Genomic DNA, 15891 nt, shown 5'->3' with positions numbered 1-15891 from the left:
GGGACCACATATGTTTCTACAAGGCTACGGCCCGCTGATCCTCGCAGGCACCTGGCAAACCGTCAAACTGGCGGTGCTTTCGCTCGCGCTGTCGTTCCTGCTTGGCCTGCTCGGCGCGGGCGCGAAGCTGTCGCGCAACCGCTTCACGAACGGTGTCGGCACCGTCTACACCACGTTGATCCGCGGCGTGCCGGACCTCGTGCTGATGCTGCTGCTGTTCTACAGCCTGCAGATCTGGCTGAACATGGCGACCGACGCACTCGGCTGGGACCAGATCGACATCGATCCGTTCCTCGCCGGCGTGCTCGTGCTCGGCTTCATCTACGGCGCGTACTTCACCGAGACCTTCCGCGGTGCATTCCTGTCGGTGCCGCGCGGCCAGCTCGAGGCCGGCAGCGCGTACGGGATGACCAACTGGCAGGTGTTCACGCGGATCATGTTCCCGCAGATGATGCGCTTCGCGCTGCCGGGCATCGGCAACAACTGGCAGGTGCTCGTGAAGTCGACCGCACTGGTGTCGATCATCGGCCTCGCGGACGTCGTGAAGGCGTCGCAGGACGCCGGCAAGGGCACGCTGCGGTTCTTCTTCTTCACGCTGATCGCCGGTGCGGTCTACCTCGCCATCACGACGATCTCGAACTTCGTGCTGATTTGGCTCGAAAAGCGCTACTCGACCGGTGTCCGCAAGGCTGACCTATGATCGAACTCATCCAAGAATACTGGCGCAACTACCTCTACACCGACGGCTTCCGGATCACCGGCGTCGCGATCACGCTGTGGCTGCTGGTCGTGTCGATCGGCCTCGGCTTCTGCCTGTCGGTGCCGCTCGCCGTGGCCCGCGTGTCGAAAAGGAAGTGGCTGTCGGGCGCGGTGTGGCTCTACACGTACGTGTTTCGCGGCACGCCGCTCTACGTGCAATTGCTGCTCTGCTACACCGGCCTCTACAGCCTGCAGGTCGTGCGCGGCACGCCGCTGCTCGACGCGTTCTTCCGCGACGGGATGCACTGCACGCTGCTCGCGTTCACGCTGAACACCTGCGCGTACACCACCGAGATCTTCGCGGGCGCGATCAAGGCGACGTCGTACGGCGAGATCGAGGCCGCGCGCGCATACGGGATGTCCACCTTCACGATGTATCGCCGCGTGATCCTGCCGTCGGCGCTGCGCCGCGCGCTGCCGCTCTACAGCAACGAAGTGATCCTGATGCTGCACGCGACCACCGTCGCGTTCACCGCGACCGTGCCGGACATCCTGAAGATCGCGCGCGACGTGAACTCGGCGACCTACATGTCGTTCCACGCATTCGGGATCGCCGCCCTGCTCTATCTCGCGATCTCGTTCACGCTCGTGTGGCTGTTCCGCCAGGCCGAGCGTCGCTGGCTCGCGTATCTGCGCCCGCAAGGCAAGTAAGTTTTCGCAGGACTATTGATGAATTCCCAGACTCAAAAGCTTTTCGTCGACGATCTGCACAAGCGGTACGGCGACAACGAGGTGCTCAAGGGCGTGTCGCTGAAGGCGAACTCGGGCGACGTGATCAGCGTGATCGGCTCGTCCGGTTCCGGCAAGAGCACGATGCTGCGCTGTATCAACTTCCTCGAGCAGCCGAACGCGGGCCGCATCATCGTCGACGGCGAGGAAGTGCGCACCACGCCGGACAAGACGGGCGCGCTGCGCGCGGCCGATTCGAAGCAGCTGCAACGCGTGCGCACCAAGCTGTCGATGGTGTTCCAGCATTTCAATCTCTGGTCGCACATGAACGTGATCGAGAACGTGATGGAAGCGCCCGTCAACGTGCTCGGCATCCCGAAAAAGGAAGCCGAAGACCGTGCGCGCGAGTATCTCGAAAAGGTCGGCCTCGCGCCGCGCGTCGAGAAGCAGTATCCGTCGCACCTGTCGGGCGGGCAGCAGCAGCGTGTCGCGATCGCGCGCGCGCTGGCGATGCATCCGGACGTCATGCTGTTCGACGAACCCACGTCCGCGCTCGACCCGGAACTGGTCGGCGAAGTGCTGAAGGTGATGCAGAAGCTGGCCGAGGAAGGCCGCACGATGATCGTCGTCACGCACGAGATGGGCTTCGCGCGCAACGTGTCGAATCACGTGATGTTCCTGCACCAGGGGCGCGTCGAGGAGGAAGGCGTGCCGTCCGAGGTGTTCGCCAACCCGAAGAGCGAACGCCTGCGCGGGTTCCTGTCGGGCAGCCTCAAGTAACGCGCGCGACGCGCGACGACACGCGAACGGGCGCCATGCGGCGCCCGTTTTGCGTTTACACGGCGTCCACCGGTGCGCCGTCGGCGAACGCGCGCAGCGCATCGCCCGCGAGCCGGTAGCGCACCCATTCGCTTTGCGGCGCCGCGCCGACGCTTTCGTAGAAGCGGATCGCCGGCTCGTTCCAGTCGAGCACGCTCCATTCGAAGCGCCCGCAGCCGGTGTCCACGGCGATGCGCGCGAGCGCCTTCAGCAGCCGCAGCCCGGCACCCGCGCCGCGAAAGCGCGGCGATACGTACAGATCCTCGAGATACAAGCCCTGGCGGCCGAGCCACGTCGAATACGACGAGAAATACACGGCGAAGCCGGCCGGCTCGCCGTCGACCTCGCAGATCAGTGCGCGCGCGGGCGTTCCTTCGCCGAACAGGCTGCGCTCGAGCGACGCAGGCGTCGCGACCACTTCATGCTCCGCCTTCTCGTAGATGGCCAGCTCGGTGATGAAGCGCAGGATTTGCGGCACGTCGGTGACGGTGGCGGAACGAATGTCGATTTGCACGGTGAGGAGCCCTCCTTCGGCCCGGACTGAAAACGGAATGCGGCGCCCGCGCAAGCGCGCCTGGCGCCGGACAGATCGACATGCTACGTTCGCGGTTCAACTGCAGGAAGTGCAGTTTCTTCATCTTGACATGAACATGATGCATCCCGACCTGCGCCGTCTCGACCTGAACCTGCTGCTCGCGTTCGACGCGTTGTACCGCCACAGGTCGGTCGCCGCGGCCGCACACGAACTGGCGATGAGCCCGTCCGCGCTGAGCCACGCGCTCGCCCGGCTGCGCGACGCGATCGGCGATGCGCTGTTCGTGCGGCTCGGCAACGAGATGCAGCCGACCGTGCGCGCCGACGACATCGCCACCTGGGCCGGCGATGCGCTCGACACGATGTCGAAGGGGCTCGCCCGCGCGCGCCGGTTCGATCCCGCGCAAAGCGACCGCACATTCGTGTTCGCCGCGAGCGACTACACGGCATTCGCCGTGCTGCCGGCATTGCTCGCGCGCATCGAGCAGGTCGCGCCGCGGCTGCGGATCCGCGTCGTCCACTCCGACCGCAAGATTTCGATCGACGAACTCGCGGCCGGACGCATCGACTTCGCGCTCGGCTATCACGAGGAGTCGGCCGGCGACGCGCCGGGCATCGAGGATTTCGACTGGTTCTCGGACGACTACGTGGTGATCGCGAGCGCCACGCATCCGGACATCCGCCGGCGGCTGACGCTCGACCAGTACCTCGCGGCACGCCACGTGGTCGTCACGCCGTGGAACGAGTCGCGCGGCGTCGTCGACTACGTGCTCGACCGTCTCGGCCTCGCGCGGCAGGTCGCCGTGCAGTTGCCCAGCGTGCTGGCCGCGCCGTTCGTGATCGCGGAATCGGCACTCCTGATGACGGTGCCGAACCGCGCCGCGCAGGCGCTGCGCCACGCGGCGCCGATCCGCATCGTCCCCGCGCCGTTCGAGATCCCGCGCTACACCGTGAAAATCTACTCGCACGCGAAGCACGCGCGCACCGACGCGCACCGATGGCTTCGCGCGCAGTTGCTCGACGCCCGGGCGGCATCCGCTTGAGCCTGGCGCGCGTCCACGGCGGGCGGCGGTCAGCCGTTGCCGGACAAGCGTTGTTGGGCCTCGCCCGGCAACGGCTGACCGCCGCCAAATCATTACGAAATACTTACCAATTTCGTCTCTGCGGCGCTTACGCTCGCGCCCCGATGGCGTCAATAGTGGCAATCCTTGACCCATGCTTATCGAATCCATGTCTCCCTTGTGTGACAAGGGTTTTCCGGGAATCGACGCCCCTTTGGGCAGCCATCGCGCACGGTGTTGCATGGCAAATTGGCGACAGCGGTTAGTCAAACAACGATTTCCATCGCCACAAAATTGTATTTTTGCTAAATTAGTAACCAAAGTAGCAAAACGAAGTTCGTGAAATGTAGTTTAGCTTCACGACACAACAAGGAGACCCCGCAAGCCGACCCGGCCGCGCGGGACCGCTCAACGGTTTTCCGTCCGCTTGCCCGCGTGCCGCGCTTACCGGCTCTGCACGAGGTCTCCCTGGTTATCCCGCTTTTCGCTTTTGCCCGGCGCTCGCTGCTCCGGGCATCTCGTGCAGTCTGGGTTGACTTTTTGACAGGGTATGGAGGAGATGATGAAGAAAGCTTTGGTCGCGGCCGCGCTGATGGCTGCTGGGGTGGTTACGGCGCACGCGCAGAGCAGCGTCACGCTGTATGGTCGCCTGGATGCCGGCCTCGAGTACATGAACGGACTGCAGGACGGCCATCGCGTTCGCGCAGAAAGCGGCGACTGGGGCACGAGCCTGTGGGGCTTGAAGGGCAGCGAGGACATCGGCGGCGGCAACAAGGTCCTGTTCCACCTCGAAGGCGCGTTCAACACAATGAACGGCACCGTCACCCAAGGCTCGATCTGGGATCGTTTCGCGACCGTCGGTATCTCGAACGACCGCTACGGTACGCTGCTGCTGGGTCGCGAACTCGCGATCGCCAACGGTGTGTGGGACTTCGATCCGCTGGGCCAGTCGAGCTGGTCGTCGGCATCGCTGGTGCGCGGCCGCAACTGGAACAAGACCAGCAACAACGTGTCGTACCAGTCGCCGTCGCTCTACGGCCTCGACTTCTACGGCCAGTTCGCGTTCTCGAACTCGACCAGCTTCAACGGCAACACCGACCCGAAACAACCCGGTCGTGCAGCCGGCGCTCAGATCACGTACACGAACGCGCTGTTCCAATTGCGCGGCATCTATGACGAAACGCGCGACAGCAACGGCCGCTTCTCGGACGTGTTCAACTATTCGCGTGAATACTTTGCCGGCTTGAACGTGTTCCTCGGCCAGTTCAAGCTGCAGGCAGCTTACCAGGCATCGCACGCAGACGGCAGCGGCGGCCCGCCCGCGAACAATGGCGTGACCAGCACCCAGCAGGTCTGGGGCGGCGTGACGTGGCAGGCAACGCCGGCGGCAGCGCTGATCGCGGCCGTGTACCACGTGAACGCCAACCACGGCGGCGGCAACGCGAACATCTACACGGTCGGCGGCTCGTACAACATCTCGAAGCGCACGCTGTTCGACGTGCAAGTCGCGACGGTACGCAACAGCAAGACCGCGAACTTCGGCCTGAACGCAAACGGCGCGGGTACCGACGTCTCGACCGGCAACCCGCATCCGGGCGGCAGCCAGACCGGCGTCTACGCCGGCATCCAGCACCTGTTCTGATCAGGCGCCGTCCAGAGAACGATTCGACAACACTTTCCACGCTGCTGCGAGAGGCGCGTATCGGTGCGGTACCCTTCCGGGTATCCGCACCGTTTTTTATTGGCGGGCCGAGATCGTATGATCCACGGCCCGATCGACCGATTGGGTCAACCGTGCCCGAAGCGGCGCTCAGACCGCCGCTTCGTTCTCTTCGCCGGTGCGGATGCGGATCACGCGCTCGACGTCCGACACGAAGATCTTGCCGTCGCCGATCTTGCCGGTGCGCGCCGCGCCGATCACCGCGTCGATCACCTGGTCGACCTGCGCTTCCGCGACGACGACCTCGATCTTCATCTTCGGCAGGAAGTCGACCACGTATTCGGCGCCGCGATACAGCTCCGTGTGCCCTTTCTGGCGGCCGAAGCCCTTCACTTCCGTCACGGTCAGGCCGGTGAGGCCCACTTCGGCGAGCGCTTCGCGGACTTCGTCCAGCTTGAACGGCTTGATGATGGCGGTGATGCGTTTCATGATGGTTGTCCCTCAATGCTCGTTTGGATGCAGAATCGCGATCCCGATTGTAAGCCGGCCGGCCGCGTACGGCCCAGCGCGGCTCAGTCGAGACGTTCGGTAAAGCGTGACGTGATCGGATAGCGCCAGTCGCGCCCGAATGCGCGATGCGTGACGCGAATGCCGATGGGCGCCTGGCGGCGCTTGTATTCGTTGACCTTGATGAGCCGCGTCACGCGCGCGACGTCGGCCTCCGCATAGCCGGCCGCGACGATCTCCGCGAGCGGCCGGTCCTCCTCCATGTACATCCGCATGATCGCGTCGAGCACGTCGTACGGCGGCAGGCTGTCCTGGTCCGTCTGGTTCTCGCGCAGCTCGGCCGACGGCGCGCGCGTCAGGATTCGCTCGGGAATCACGTCGCGCAGCCCGTAGTCCGTCGTTGCGTTGCGATAGCGGCACAGCCGGTAGACCAGCGTTTTCGCGATGTCCTTGATCACCGCGAAGCCGCCGGCCATGTCGCCGTACAGCGTGCAGTAACCGACCGCCATCTCGCTCTTGTTGCCGGTCGTCAGCACGATCGAGCCGAACTTGTTCGACAGCGCCATCAGCAGCGTGCCGCGGATGCGCGCCTGGATGTTCTCTTCCGTCGCATCCTCCGCGCGGCCCGCGAATTCGCCCGCGAGCGCCGCACGGAACGCGTCGAACATCGGCGCGATCGCGATCTCGTCGTAGCGCACGCCGACGCGCCGCGCCATCTCCGCCGCGTCGGTGGTCGAGATGTCGGCCGTGTAGCGCGACGGCATCATCACCGCGCGCACGCGCTCGGGCCCGAGCGCGTCGCAGGCGACCGCGAGCACCAGCGCCGAATCGACGCCGCCCGACAGCCCGATCAGCACACCGGGAAAACCGTTCTTGCCGATGTAGTCGCGCACGCCGGTCACGAGCGCGCGATAGACCTGCGCGTCGACCGGCAACTCGGGCGCGATCGCGCCGGGCAGCGGGCGCGCCCCGTCGAACTCGACGATCGCGTGCCCTTCGTCGAACTGCGGCATCTTCGCGACGAGCGCGCCCTGCGCGTCGAGCACGAACGAGCCGCCGTCGAACACGAGCTCGTCCTGGCCGCCGACGAGGTTCACGTACACCATCGGCAGCCCGGTTTCGCGGATCCGCGCGCGCAGGATGTCGATGCGCAGCGCTTCCTTGTTCATGTGGTACGGGGAGCCGTTCGGGATCAGCAGCACCTGTGCGCCGGCGGCCTTCGCGATCTGCGCGGCCGACGCATGCCAGGCGTCCTCGCAGATGATCACGCCGTATCTGACGCCTTCCAGCTCGAACACGAGCGGCTCGGTGTCCGTCGCGAAGTAGCGCTTCTCGTCGAATACGTCCGCGTTCGGCAGATCCTGCTTGCGGTACGTCCCGACGATCTCGCCGCCGACGATCAGCGACACCGCGTTGTAGGTGTCGGTCGGCGGCACCCCGCGCTCGATCGGGCGGTTTGCATTACCATCGACGGCTGGCGCGTGCGGATCGCCGCCCGCGCTCCGCAGCGGATGGCCGACCAGCACCGCGAGCCCGTCGAACGCGCGCAGCGCATCGGCGAGCGTGTCGAGCGCGGCGGCCGCCGCCGTGTAGAACGCGGGCCGCAGCAGCAGGTCTTCCGGCGGGTAGCCGGACAGCGCGAGTTCGGGCGCGATCATCAGGTGCGCACCGTCGTTGTGCGCGGCGCGGGCGGCGGCGATGATCCGCGCGGCGTTGCCGGCGAAATCGCCGACGGTGACGTTGATCTGGGCGAGAGCGAGTCGGGTCTTCATGACGGGATCGGCGCAGCCCGGCGGCGCGCCCTGAACGGCTGACGAAATCGTCCCGGATGCGGGCCACGGCGGCACGCATCCGGCGGCATCCAACAGTACGGATTCACGCTTGAAACACGAACGCATCGATTATCGCACGGGCATCCTGTCGTCCCCCGCTGAGGTGCCGGCCGACGAATGGAACGCACTGCTCGAGCGCGACGCGCAGCCGACGCCGTTCCTGCGCCACGAATTCCTCGACGCGCTGCACGTCGCGCGCTGCGCGGTCGACGACACCGGCTGGTCGCCGCACTTCGTCACGCTGACCGACGCGCGCACGGGCCGGCTCGCGGCCGCCGCGCCCGTGTACGCGAAACAGCATTCGTACGGCGAATACGTGTTCGACTGGGCGTGGGCCGATGCGTACCAGCGCAACGACCTGCCCTATTACCCGAAGCTGCTGTGCGCGGTACCGTTCACGCCCGTGCAGGGCACGCGCCTGCTCGCCGCCGATGATGACGCACGCCGCCGGCTCGCGGCCACGCTGTTGGCGTTCGCCGAGCAGAGCGACGTGTCGTCGCTGCACGTGCTGTTCCCGACCGGAGACGAAGCGCGGCTGCTCGAGTCAATGGGAATGATGCTGCGCGAAGGCGTGCAGTTCCACTGGCTCAACGACGGCTATCGCGATTTCGACGACTTCCTCGGCACGCTCGAGCAGAAGAAGCGCAAGAACATCCGCGCGGAACGGCGCAAGGTGCGCGATGCCGGCGTCACGTTCCGGCGGCTTACCGGCGAACAGATCACCGACGCCGACTGGCGCTTCTTCACGCGCTGCTACCGGCAGACCTACCGCGAGCACTATTCGAGCCCGTACCTGAACCTCGACTTCTTTCGCGCGATCGGCGCGACGATGCCGGAGAACCTGCTGCTCGTGATCGCCGAAGCCGACGGGAAGCCGATCGCGAGCTCGCTCGCCGTGTACCGGCGCGGCGCGAACGGCAGCGGCGGCACGCTGTACGGACGCTACTGGGGCGCGCTCGAACACGTGCCGTGCCTGCATTTCGAAACGGCGTATTACCAGTTGCTCGAGTTCTGCATCGAGGCCGGGCTCGACACGTTCGAAGGCGGTGCACAGGGCGAGCACAAGCTCGCGCGCGGCTTCCTGCCGACCGTCACGCATTCCGCGCACTGGCTCGCGCATCCGGCGTTCTCCGATGCGGTCGCGCGCTTTCTCGAACGCGAGACCGAGCATATCCACGCGTACGTCGACGAGCTGCGCGAACACGATCCGTTCCGGCGGAGTGCCGGGTAGCATTGGCCGGCCGGCACATCCGCTTCGGCGACGGTCACGGCGATCGGTGGCGTTGACGCCCGCCATTTCTGAGACACTGACGGCTTCGCATCCCGCCGCCTTCCCATGTCCTGGTTTCTGTATCTGATCGAGTGCGCCGACGACAGCGTCTACACGGGCATCACGACCGACGTCGCCGCGCGCTTCGACGAGCACGCGTCCGGCAAGGGCGCGCGCTATACGCGCTCGCGCAAGCCGCGCGCCGTGCTCGCATCGTTCCCGCTGCCCGACCGGTCGATCGCGTCGCGCGCCGAATATTGGGTGAAGCGGCTCACGGCCGCGCAGAAACGCGAGCTGGCGGCCGGGATCCGGACGCTCGAATCGGTGTTGCCGGCCGGGATGTCGATCGACGGAAACGTCGACGCCGCAGTGCCGCAGGACGGCAAGAAGGTGAAGGCGAAGCGCGCCGACATTGCGAACGAGCCGGCCGAAACTGAAGAGGCTCGCGATAAGCCCGCGAAGAACGGAACTGCCGGAAAAAAGACCGCGTCCGCGAAAACCGCGAAGACCCGACGCGCCGCAACGGCGCCAACGTCGGCAAAAACCTCGCCTGTCTCGAGGAAACGTGCCGGGACCGCCGACGACACGGAAAGGAAAAAGACCGCCGCGCGCGGCACGCCGGCAAAACGGGACAAGCCGGCCACGAACGCATTGCCGAAACGGAAAGCGTCGGCAGCCGGCGGCAAGCCTGCTGCGAACGGACCCGCCGCCCCTGCTTCCGCCCCGGCGCGCGGCCGTCCGTCGGCAAGGAAGGCCACCGCCGAAGTCATCGAGGCCGTCACGCCCCCCGTTGCCCCGGCGCGCCGCGCAACGGGCGCGAAACGTGCGAAGGCCGCGCCGAGTGCCGGCGCCCAGCCGGCGCCGGCCCGCAAGAAAACCCTCGCACGCGCCACCGCGCGCACAAAACAAAACCGCGCGGCCTCCTGAGGAGACACGCGCGGTTTTGCGTTCCGAACGAACCGGCCTCGAGGCCGACCTGCCGGCTTACTTCTTGTAGTTCGCGGCGCCGTCGGCGATTTCCTTGTGCGCGGCGTCGATGCCGGCCCAGCCTTCGACCTTCACCCACTTGCCCTTCTCGAGCGCCTTGTATTGCTCGAAGAAGTGCTTGATCTGGTCCTTCAGGTACTCGGGCACGTCGTCGATCGACTTCAGGTTCGCCGTCATCGGGCAGACCTTGTCGTGCGGCACGGCGACGAGCTTCGCGTCGACGCCCGACTCGTCGGTCATTTGCAGCATGCCGAGCACGCGCGAACGCACGATCGAGCCGGCCAGCAGCGGGAACGGCGTGATCACCAGCACGTCGACCGGATCGCCGTCGCCCGACAGCGTCTGCGGGATGTAGCCGTAGTTGACCGGGTAGCGCATGCCCGTGCCGATGAAGCGGTCGACGACGAGGAGACCCAGCTCCTTGTCCGCCTCGTACTTCACCGGATCGCTTTGCGCGGGGATCTCGATGATCACGTTGAAATCGTGCGGCAGGTCCTTGCCGGCCGGAACATGATTGAAGCTCATAGCGCTCTCTGTTGGTCGATGGGAATTCGGGACAGGGCGCCGCAGCCGATGCACCGCCGCGGGCGTCCCCGCAGGGAATGCGCCATTATAGCCAATCGACCGGTGGCGTCCGGATGACGATCGGCGCGATAATCGTTCCGGATGTCCGGCCATCGAACCGCGGGCGACGTTGCATGGGATCCGCGTAACCGCTGAAGCACCAACAGATTTGCATGGGGCCCGAGCAAGCGCCGAAGCGCCAACCCGGGTCGACAGGAGCAGGCATGGAAGAGGCGAAGCACTTCATCGCGGGCGAATGGACGCTGCCCGCGCAACTGGAGACGATTCCGGTCGTCGACCCATCCGACGGTCAGCCGTTCGCAACGATCGCGCGCGGCACCGCGCCCGACATCGAGCGCGCGGTCGCCGCGGCCCGCGACGCGTTCGCGGGCCCCTGGGGCGCGGCGAGCGCCGCCGAGCGCGGCCGCGTGCTGATGCGGCTGTCCGCGCGCGTCGCCGACCACCTCGAGGAACTCGCCGCGATCGAGGCGCGCGACACCGGCAAGCCATTGAAGCAGGCACGTGCCGACGCCGCCGCGCTCGCGCGCTACTTCGAGTTCTACGCGGGCGCCGCCGACAAGCTGCACGGCGAGACCCTTCCCTATCAAGCCGGCTACACGGTGCTGACGGTGCGCGAGCCGCACGGCGTCACCGGCCACATCGTGCCGTGGAACTACCCGATGCAGATCTTCGGGCGCAGCGTCGGCGCGGCGCTCGCGGCCGGCAACGCATGCGTCGTGAAACCGGCCGAGGATGCGTGCCTGTCCGTGCTGCGCGTGGCCGAGCTGGCCGCCGAAGCCGGGCTGCCGTCCGGTGCGCTGAACGTCGTCACCGGCTACGGCCATGAAGCAGGCGCCGCGCTCGCGCGCCATCCCGGCATCGACCACATCTCGTTCACCGGCTCGCCCGCAACCGGCAAGCTGGTCACGCAGATGGCGGCGGAGAATCATGTCCCCGTCACGCTCGAGCTCGGCGGCAAGTCGCCGCAGATCGTGTTCGCCGACGCCGATCTCGACGCGGCGCTGCCCGTGCTCGTGTCGGCGATCGTGCAGAACGGCGGGCAGACCTGCTCGGCCGGCAGCCGCGTGCTGATCGAGCGCGCGGTGTACGAGCCGCTCGTCGAACGGCTCGCCACCGCCTTCAACGGGCTGCGTGTCGGCCCGAGCCGCGCGGATCTCGACTGCGGCCCGCTGATCAACGCGAAGCAGCAGCAGCGCGTGTGGGATTTCCTGTCCGACGCGCAGCACGACGGCATTCCGATGGCCGCGCACGGCCAGGTCGTCGCCGAGGCGCCCGAAAGCGGCTTCTATCAGGCCCCCGCGCTGCTGCGCGACGTGCCGCCGTCGCATCGTCTCGCGCAGGAAGAAGTGTTCGGCCCGGTGCTTGCCGCAATGCGCTTCGTCGACGAAGACGAAGCGGTTGCGCTCGCGAACGGCACGCCGTACGGCCTCGTCGCCGGCATCTGGACCCGCGACGGCGCACGTCAGCTGCGTCTCGCGCGCCGCTTGCGCGCGGGCCAGGTGTTCATCAACAACTACGGCGCGGGCGGCGGCGTCGAGCTGCCGTTCGGCGGCGTCGGCCATTCGGGGCATGGTCGCGAGAAAGGCTTCGAGGCGCTGTACGGCTTCACCGCGCTGAAGACGATCGCGATCCGGCACGGCTGAACCGGACGAACGCGGCCGGCGACGACCGGCCGCGCACCGAAACACCACGCACGCTTCCAACACAGGAGACACATCATGCGGCTGAGCGGCAAGACGGCCATCGTCACGGGCGGCGGTTCGGGCTTCGGCGAGGGCATCGCGAAGACCTATGCGCGAGAAGGCGCGAACGTCGTCGTCAACGACCTGAACGGCGCGGCGGCCGAGCGCGTCGCGAGCGAGATCGCGCTGGCGGGCGGCAAGGCGATCGCGGTCGCGGGCGACGTGTCGAAGGACACCGACTGGCGCGCGCTGCTGCAAGCCGCGCTCGACGATTTCCATTCGGTGCAGATCGTCGTGAACAACGCCGGCACCACGCACCGCAACAAGCCGGTGCTCGACGTGACGGAAGCCGAGTTCGACCGCGTGTATGCCGTCAACATGAAGAGCCTGTTCTGGAGCGTGCAGACCTTCGTGCCATATTTCCGCACCCAGGGCGGCGGCGTGTTCGTGAACGTCGCGTCGACGGCCGGCGTGCGGCCGCGCCCGGGCCTCGTCTGGTACAACAGCACGAAGGGTGCGATGATCACCGCGAGCAAGTCGCTCGCGGCCGAGCTCGGCGCCGACCGGATCCGCGTGAACTGCATCAACCCGGTGCTCGGCGAGACGGGCCTGATGACCGAGTTCATGGGCTGCGAGGACACGCCGGAGAATCGCCGCCGGTTCCTGGCGACGATTCCGCTCGGCCGCTTTTCGACGCCGCAGGACATTGCGAACGCGGCGTTGTACCTTGCATCCGACGAAGCCGAGTTCATCACCGGCGTCTGCCTCGAAGTCGACGGCGGGCGCTGCATCTAGCCGCACCGCCGTGAATTGCGCGCACCGGCATCGCCGGCCTGCGCCGTATCCAAGCATCATCATTGCTTCGCACGACACCGGATCGGGCGCCGACGCGCCAGGTCCGGACAACGACAAGAACTGGAGACAACATGGCAACATCGACGCAGTCGCTGCCGGGCTCGTCCGGCGCATTCGAGGAAGCAACCTACCGCAAGGTGTCCTGGCGGCTCACGCCGCTCCTGCTGCTGTGCTACGTGGTCGCGTATCTCGACCGCGTGAACGTCGGCTTCGCGAAGTTGCAGATGGCGAGCGACCTGAATCTCAGCGACACGGTCTACGGGCTCGGCGCCGGGATTTTCTTCTTCGGCTACTTCCTGTTCGAAGTGCCGAGCAACATCATCCTGCACAAGGTCGGCGCGCGCGTCTGGATCGCGCGCATCATGGCGACGTGGGGCGTGATCTCGATCCTGACGATGTTCGTCACGACGCCCGCGATGTTCTACGTGATGCGCTTCCTGCTCGGCGTCGCCGAAGCCGGCTTCTTCCCCGGCGTGATCCTGTACCTCACCTACTGGTATCCCGCGCACCGGCGCGGCCGGATGACGACGTTCTTCATGACGGCAGTCGCGTTGTCCGGCGTGATCGGCGGGCCGATCTCCGGCTTCATCCTGAAGGCGTTCAACGGGGTGAGCGGCTGGCACGGCTGGCAATGGCTGTTCCTGCTCGAAGGGATCCCGTCGGTGCTGGCCGGCGTGCTCGTGTTCTTCGCGCTCGACGACCGGATCGCGAAGGCCAAATGGCTCACCGACGACGAAAAGGCGCTGCTCGCGCGCAACGTCGACGCGGAGGAAGCAACGAAGGAAGACCTGCCGCTCGGCGCGGTGATGGCGAGTCCGCGCGTGTGGCTGATGGCGCTCATCTACTTCTCGTTCGTGATGGGGCTGTACGGCGTCGGCTTCTGGCTGCCGACGATCATCAAGGCAACCGGCGTGACCGACACGTTCATGATCGGCCTGCTGTCGGCGGTTCCGTATGCGGCGGCGGTGGTCGCGATGATCCTGATCGCGCACAGTGCGGACAAGCGCCGCGAACGACGCTGGCACCTCGCGATTCCGGCCGCGTTCGGCGCGCTCGGGCTCGTGCTGTCGGTGATCTGGGCGCACCAGACGGCGCTCGCGATGCTCGGCCTCACGCTCGCGACCATGGGCATCCTGACGACGCTGCCGCTGTTCTGGAGCCTGCCGACCGCGTTCCTCGGTGGTGCGGCCGCTGCAGCGGGCATCGCGATGATCAATTCGATCGGCAACCTCGCGGGCTTCCTGAGCCCGTACATGATGGGCTGGCTCAAGCAGGCGACGGGCGCCAACGACGCGGGCATGTACATGCTCGCCGGGTTCCTCGTGCTCGGCGGACTGCTTGCGCTGTCGGTGCCGAAGCGGCTGGTCGACAGGTGATGCCGCACGTCACGACGTGCCTGCCGCAGTGCAATGCATGAAAAAGCCCCGAAGGCCGATTGGCGTTCGGGGCTTTTTTACGCGCGGCTGGCAAGCGCCGCCGCATCAGACCACGGTGATCGCGAGCGCGCTTTCGCGGTAATGCTTGGCCGCCTTGTCGGTTTCGCCGAGATGCTCGAACAGGCGGGCGAGCGCACGGTGCGCACGCACCTTCAGCGCCTCGTTGTCGGCCTGCTTCAGCGCGGCTTCGAGGAACGACTGCGCCTTGCCCCACAGCTGCTGCTGCTGGCAGAGACGGCCGAGCGCGAACAGCAGGTCGGCATCCTCCGGGTGATCCTTCTTCCACCCTTCGGCCTTCTGGATCAGCGGCAACGCATCGCCGCCGGCCGTGTCCGGATAGCGGCGCAGGAGGCGCGCGTCCCAGTTGTGCGCGAGCGCTTCCTCGACGATGCGGCGCGCTTCGGTGCGGCGCTCGAGCGTCACCAGCAAGTCGGCCGCGAGATCGGCCAGGCGCGGCGACTGGCGCTCGAGCGGCGACAGCGACTGCCACACCTCGAGGAGCGCGTCCGGGTCGTGCCGGCGTTCGCGCAGCAGATTCTCCGCCGCCTGCTGGCGCAGCCGCACGGCGGCGGCCGGATGCAGCGCCTCGCGCTTCTCGAGCGCCTTCGCGAGCTTCAGCACCTCGGCCCAGTTCTTCAACTGCTGCTGTGCGCGCAGCGCGACCTGCTGCGCATGGATGCGCTTGCCGCCCGCCTGCAGGTCGGCCAGCGCGGCGAGCGCACCGTCGGCATCGCGCGCATCCGCGCGCATGTCGGCCGCGGCAAGCAGCCGTGCGTCCTGCCATTCCGGCGCGTCGATCTTCGACAGCCAGTCGTCGCGGCGCGTGTATTCGTGCATCCGGTGCGCGGCGGTCGCCGCGACGAGACTCGCGGCGCCCTGGTTCGCATCGACCGCGAGCGCGTCGCGCGCGGCCTTCTCGGCGCGCGAGAAGCGGCCTGCGTACAGGTTCGCGATCGCGTCGCGCAGCGACGCCTGTGCCTTCTCGTTGCGCGAGCGCGCACGATATGCGGCGACCCGTTGCGGCATGCGCCAGATGTTGCGCACGATGCGCAGCAGCGCGTACACGACGATGAACAACACGACGATGGAGATCACGAACAGGTTCAGCGACACGTCGACCCGATACGGCGGATAGACGAGCAGCACCTGCCCCGCGTCGAAATGGCCGACGGTGGCGAGTGCCGCGGCGATCGCGAACAGGATCGCGAGCCAGACGATTCCTCGAAGCGTCATCG

Annotated in this window: 15 protein-coding genes; 10 read left to right on the top strand and 5 right to left on the bottom strand. The window is 66.9% G+C overall.

Annotated elements, in window-relative coordinates:
* Positions 1–10: 10 nt before the first annotated feature.
* From ACV22V_RS23675 to ACV22V_RS23665, 3 genes are read left to right on the top strand one after another with little or no spacing between them, the layout of a single operon-like run.
* On the top strand, positions 11–700 hold the full coding sequence (locus ACV22V_RS23675; protein WP_059527478.1) for an ABC transporter permease: 690 nt from the start codon (positions 11–13) through the stop codon (positions 698–700).
* A complete protein-coding gene (locus ACV22V_RS23670; RefSeq protein WP_059527481.1) occupies positions 697–1410 on the top strand; it encodes an ABC transporter permease in 714 nt (237 codons plus the stop codon). The genes ACV22V_RS23675 and ACV22V_RS23670 overlap by 4 nt, the downstream gene beginning before the upstream one ends.
* Before the next feature lie 18 nt (positions 1411–1428).
* The gene (locus tag ACV22V_RS23665) at positions 1429–2208 is read left to right on the top strand and encodes an ABC transporter ATP-binding protein (protein ID WP_059527484.1); all 780 of its coding nucleotides are present in this window, start codon (positions 1429–1431) and stop codon (positions 2206–2208) included.
* 55 nt (positions 2209–2263) lie between these two features.
* On the opposite strand, the gene ACV22V_RS23660 is transcribed toward ACV22V_RS23665, so the two are convergent.
* Positions 2264–2761: an N-acetyltransferase family protein gene (locus ACV22V_RS23660; protein WP_448015712.1), complete on the bottom strand. Its 498-nt coding sequence runs from the start codon at positions 2759–2761 to the stop codon at positions 2264–2266.
* Between the two features lie 136 nt (positions 2762–2897).
* Here ACV22V_RS23660 and ACV22V_RS23655 point away from each other — a divergent pair, with 136 nt between their 5' ends.
* Both ACV22V_RS23655 and ACV22V_RS23650 read left to right on the top strand, forming a co-directional pair.
* Positions 2898–3824 carry a LysR family transcriptional regulator gene (locus ACV22V_RS23655; RefSeq protein ID WP_448015711.1) on the top strand — a complete coding sequence of 309 codons (927 nt, stop codon included), beginning with the start codon at positions 2898–2900 and terminating at the stop codon, positions 3822–3824.
* A 577-nt stretch (positions 3825–4401) separates the two neighbouring features.
* Entirely contained in the window at positions 4402–5484 is a 1083-nt protein-coding gene (locus ACV22V_RS23650) for a porin (RefSeq protein WP_059528295.1), read from the top strand.
* 168 nt (positions 5485–5652) lie between these two features.
* Here ACV22V_RS23650 and ACV22V_RS23645 read toward each other — a convergent pair whose 3' ends face one another.
* Together ACV22V_RS23645 and ACV22V_RS23640 are read right to left on the bottom strand one after the other, a co-directional pair.
* Positions 5653–5991: a P-II family nitrogen regulator gene (locus ACV22V_RS23645; RefSeq protein WP_006398637.1), complete on the bottom strand. Its 339-nt coding sequence runs from the start codon at positions 5989–5991 to the stop codon at positions 5653–5655.
* Positions 5992–6074: 83 nt separating this feature from the next.
* Positions 6075–7781, bottom strand: a complete 1707-nt coding sequence (locus ACV22V_RS23640; protein ID WP_448015710.1) for an NAD+ synthase — start codon at positions 7779–7781, stop codon at positions 6075–6077.
* Between the two features lie 109 nt (positions 7782–7890).
* Between ACV22V_RS23640 and ACV22V_RS23635 the strand changes: the two genes are divergently transcribed.
* Complete coding sequence (locus ACV22V_RS23635) at positions 7891–9072, top strand: GNAT family N-acetyltransferase (protein ID WP_059692260.1); 1182 nt, start codon at positions 7891–7893, stop codon at positions 9070–9072.
* A gap of 105 nt (positions 9073–9177) precedes the next feature.
* Positions 9178–10038 carry a GIY-YIG nuclease family protein gene (locus ACV22V_RS23630; protein ID WP_448015709.1) on the top strand — a complete coding sequence of 287 codons (861 nt, stop codon included), beginning with the start codon at positions 9178–9180 and terminating at the stop codon, positions 10036–10038.
* A 57-nt stretch (positions 10039–10095) separates the two neighbouring features.
* Here the strand turns inward: ACV22V_RS23630 and ppa are convergent, their stop codons facing one another.
* Positions 10096–10623 (bottom strand): inorganic diphosphatase, encoded by a 528-nt coding sequence (gene ppa, locus ACV22V_RS23625; protein WP_011885693.1) that lies wholly within the window; start codon positions 10621–10623, stop codon positions 10096–10098.
* 263 nt (positions 10624–10886) lie between these two features.
* On the opposite strand from ppa, the gene ACV22V_RS23620 reads away from it, so the two are divergent.
* The 3 genes from ACV22V_RS23620 to ACV22V_RS23610 all read left to right on the top strand — a co-directional run bounded on the left by ACV22V_RS23620 (position 10887) and on the right by ACV22V_RS23610 (position 14596).
* A complete protein-coding gene (locus tag ACV22V_RS23620; RefSeq protein ID WP_059527496.1) occupies positions 10887–12326 on the top strand; it encodes an aldehyde dehydrogenase family protein in 1440 nt (479 codons plus the stop codon).
* A gap of 75 nt (positions 12327–12401) precedes the next feature.
* Positions 12402–13160, top strand: coding sequence for an SDR family oxidoreductase (locus ACV22V_RS23615; protein WP_059527501.1), 759 nt, complete (start codon positions 12402–12404; stop codon positions 13158–13160).
* A 131-nt stretch (positions 13161–13291) separates the two neighbouring features.
* Complete coding sequence (locus tag ACV22V_RS23610) at positions 13292–14596, top strand: MFS transporter (RefSeq protein WP_059527504.1); 1305 nt, start codon at positions 13292–13294, stop codon at positions 14594–14596.
* Between the two features lie 105 nt (positions 14597–14701).
* Here the strand turns inward: ACV22V_RS23610 and ACV22V_RS23605 are convergent, their stop codons facing one another.
* Positions 14702–15889 (bottom strand): heme biosynthesis HemY N-terminal domain-containing protein, encoded by a 1188-nt coding sequence (locus ACV22V_RS23605; RefSeq protein ID WP_448015708.1) that lies wholly within the window; start codon positions 15887–15889, stop codon positions 14702–14704.
* Positions 15890–15891: the final 2 nt, after the last annotated feature.

The sequence above is a fragment of the Burkholderia sp. AW33-5 genome (assembly GCF_053427615.1).
Note: the sequence above shows the minus strand (reverse complement) of the source record. Positions and strands in the feature narration are given on the sequence as shown.

Excerpts from the sequence above, each read along its gene's own strand:
- ACV22V_RS23675 (WP_059527478.1), top strand. The coding sequence starts at position 11 with ATGTTTCTACAAGGCTACGGCCCGCTGATCCTCGCAGGCACCTGGCAA.
- ACV22V_RS23670 (WP_059527481.1), top strand. The coding sequence starts at position 697 with ATGATCGAACTCATCCAAGAATACTGGCGCAACTACCTCTACACCGAC.
- ACV22V_RS23665 (WP_059527484.1), top strand. The coding sequence starts at position 1,429 with ATGAATTCCCAGACTCAAAAGCTTTTCGTCGACGATCTGCACAAGCGG.
- ACV22V_RS23655 (WP_448015711.1), top strand. The coding sequence starts at position 2,898 with ATGATGCATCCCGACCTGCGCCGTCTCGACCTGAACCTGCTGCTCGCG.
- ACV22V_RS23650 (WP_059528295.1), top strand. The coding sequence starts at position 4,402 with ATGATGAAGAAAGCTTTGGTCGCGGCCGCGCTGATGGCTGCTGGGGTG.
- ACV22V_RS23645 (WP_006398637.1), bottom strand. The coding sequence starts at position 5,991 with ATGAAACGCATCACCGCCATCATCAAGCCGTTCAAGCTGGACGAAGTC.
- ACV22V_RS23640 (WP_448015710.1), bottom strand. The coding sequence starts at position 7,781 with ATGAAGACCCGACTCGCTCTCGCCCAGATCAACGTCACCGTCGGCGAT.
- ACV22V_RS23630 (WP_448015709.1), top strand. The coding sequence starts at position 9,178 with ATGTCCTGGTTTCTGTATCTGATCGAGTGCGCCGACGACAGCGTCTAC.
- ppa (WP_011885693.1), bottom strand. The coding sequence starts at position 10,623 with ATGAGCTTCAATCATGTTCCGGCCGGCAAGGACCTGCCGCACGATTTC.
- ACV22V_RS23620 (WP_059527496.1), top strand. The coding sequence starts at position 10,887 with ATGGAAGAGGCGAAGCACTTCATCGCGGGCGAATGGACGCTGCCCGCG.
- ACV22V_RS23615 (WP_059527501.1), top strand. The coding sequence starts at position 12,402 with ATGCGGCTGAGCGGCAAGACGGCCATCGTCACGGGCGGCGGTTCGGGC.
- ACV22V_RS23610 (WP_059527504.1), top strand. The coding sequence starts at position 13,292 with ATGGCAACATCGACGCAGTCGCTGCCGGGCTCGTCCGGCGCATTCGAG.
- ACV22V_RS23605 (WP_448015708.1), bottom strand. The coding sequence starts at position 15,889 with ATGACGCTTCGAGGAATCGTCTGGCTCGCGATCCTGTTCGCGATCGCC.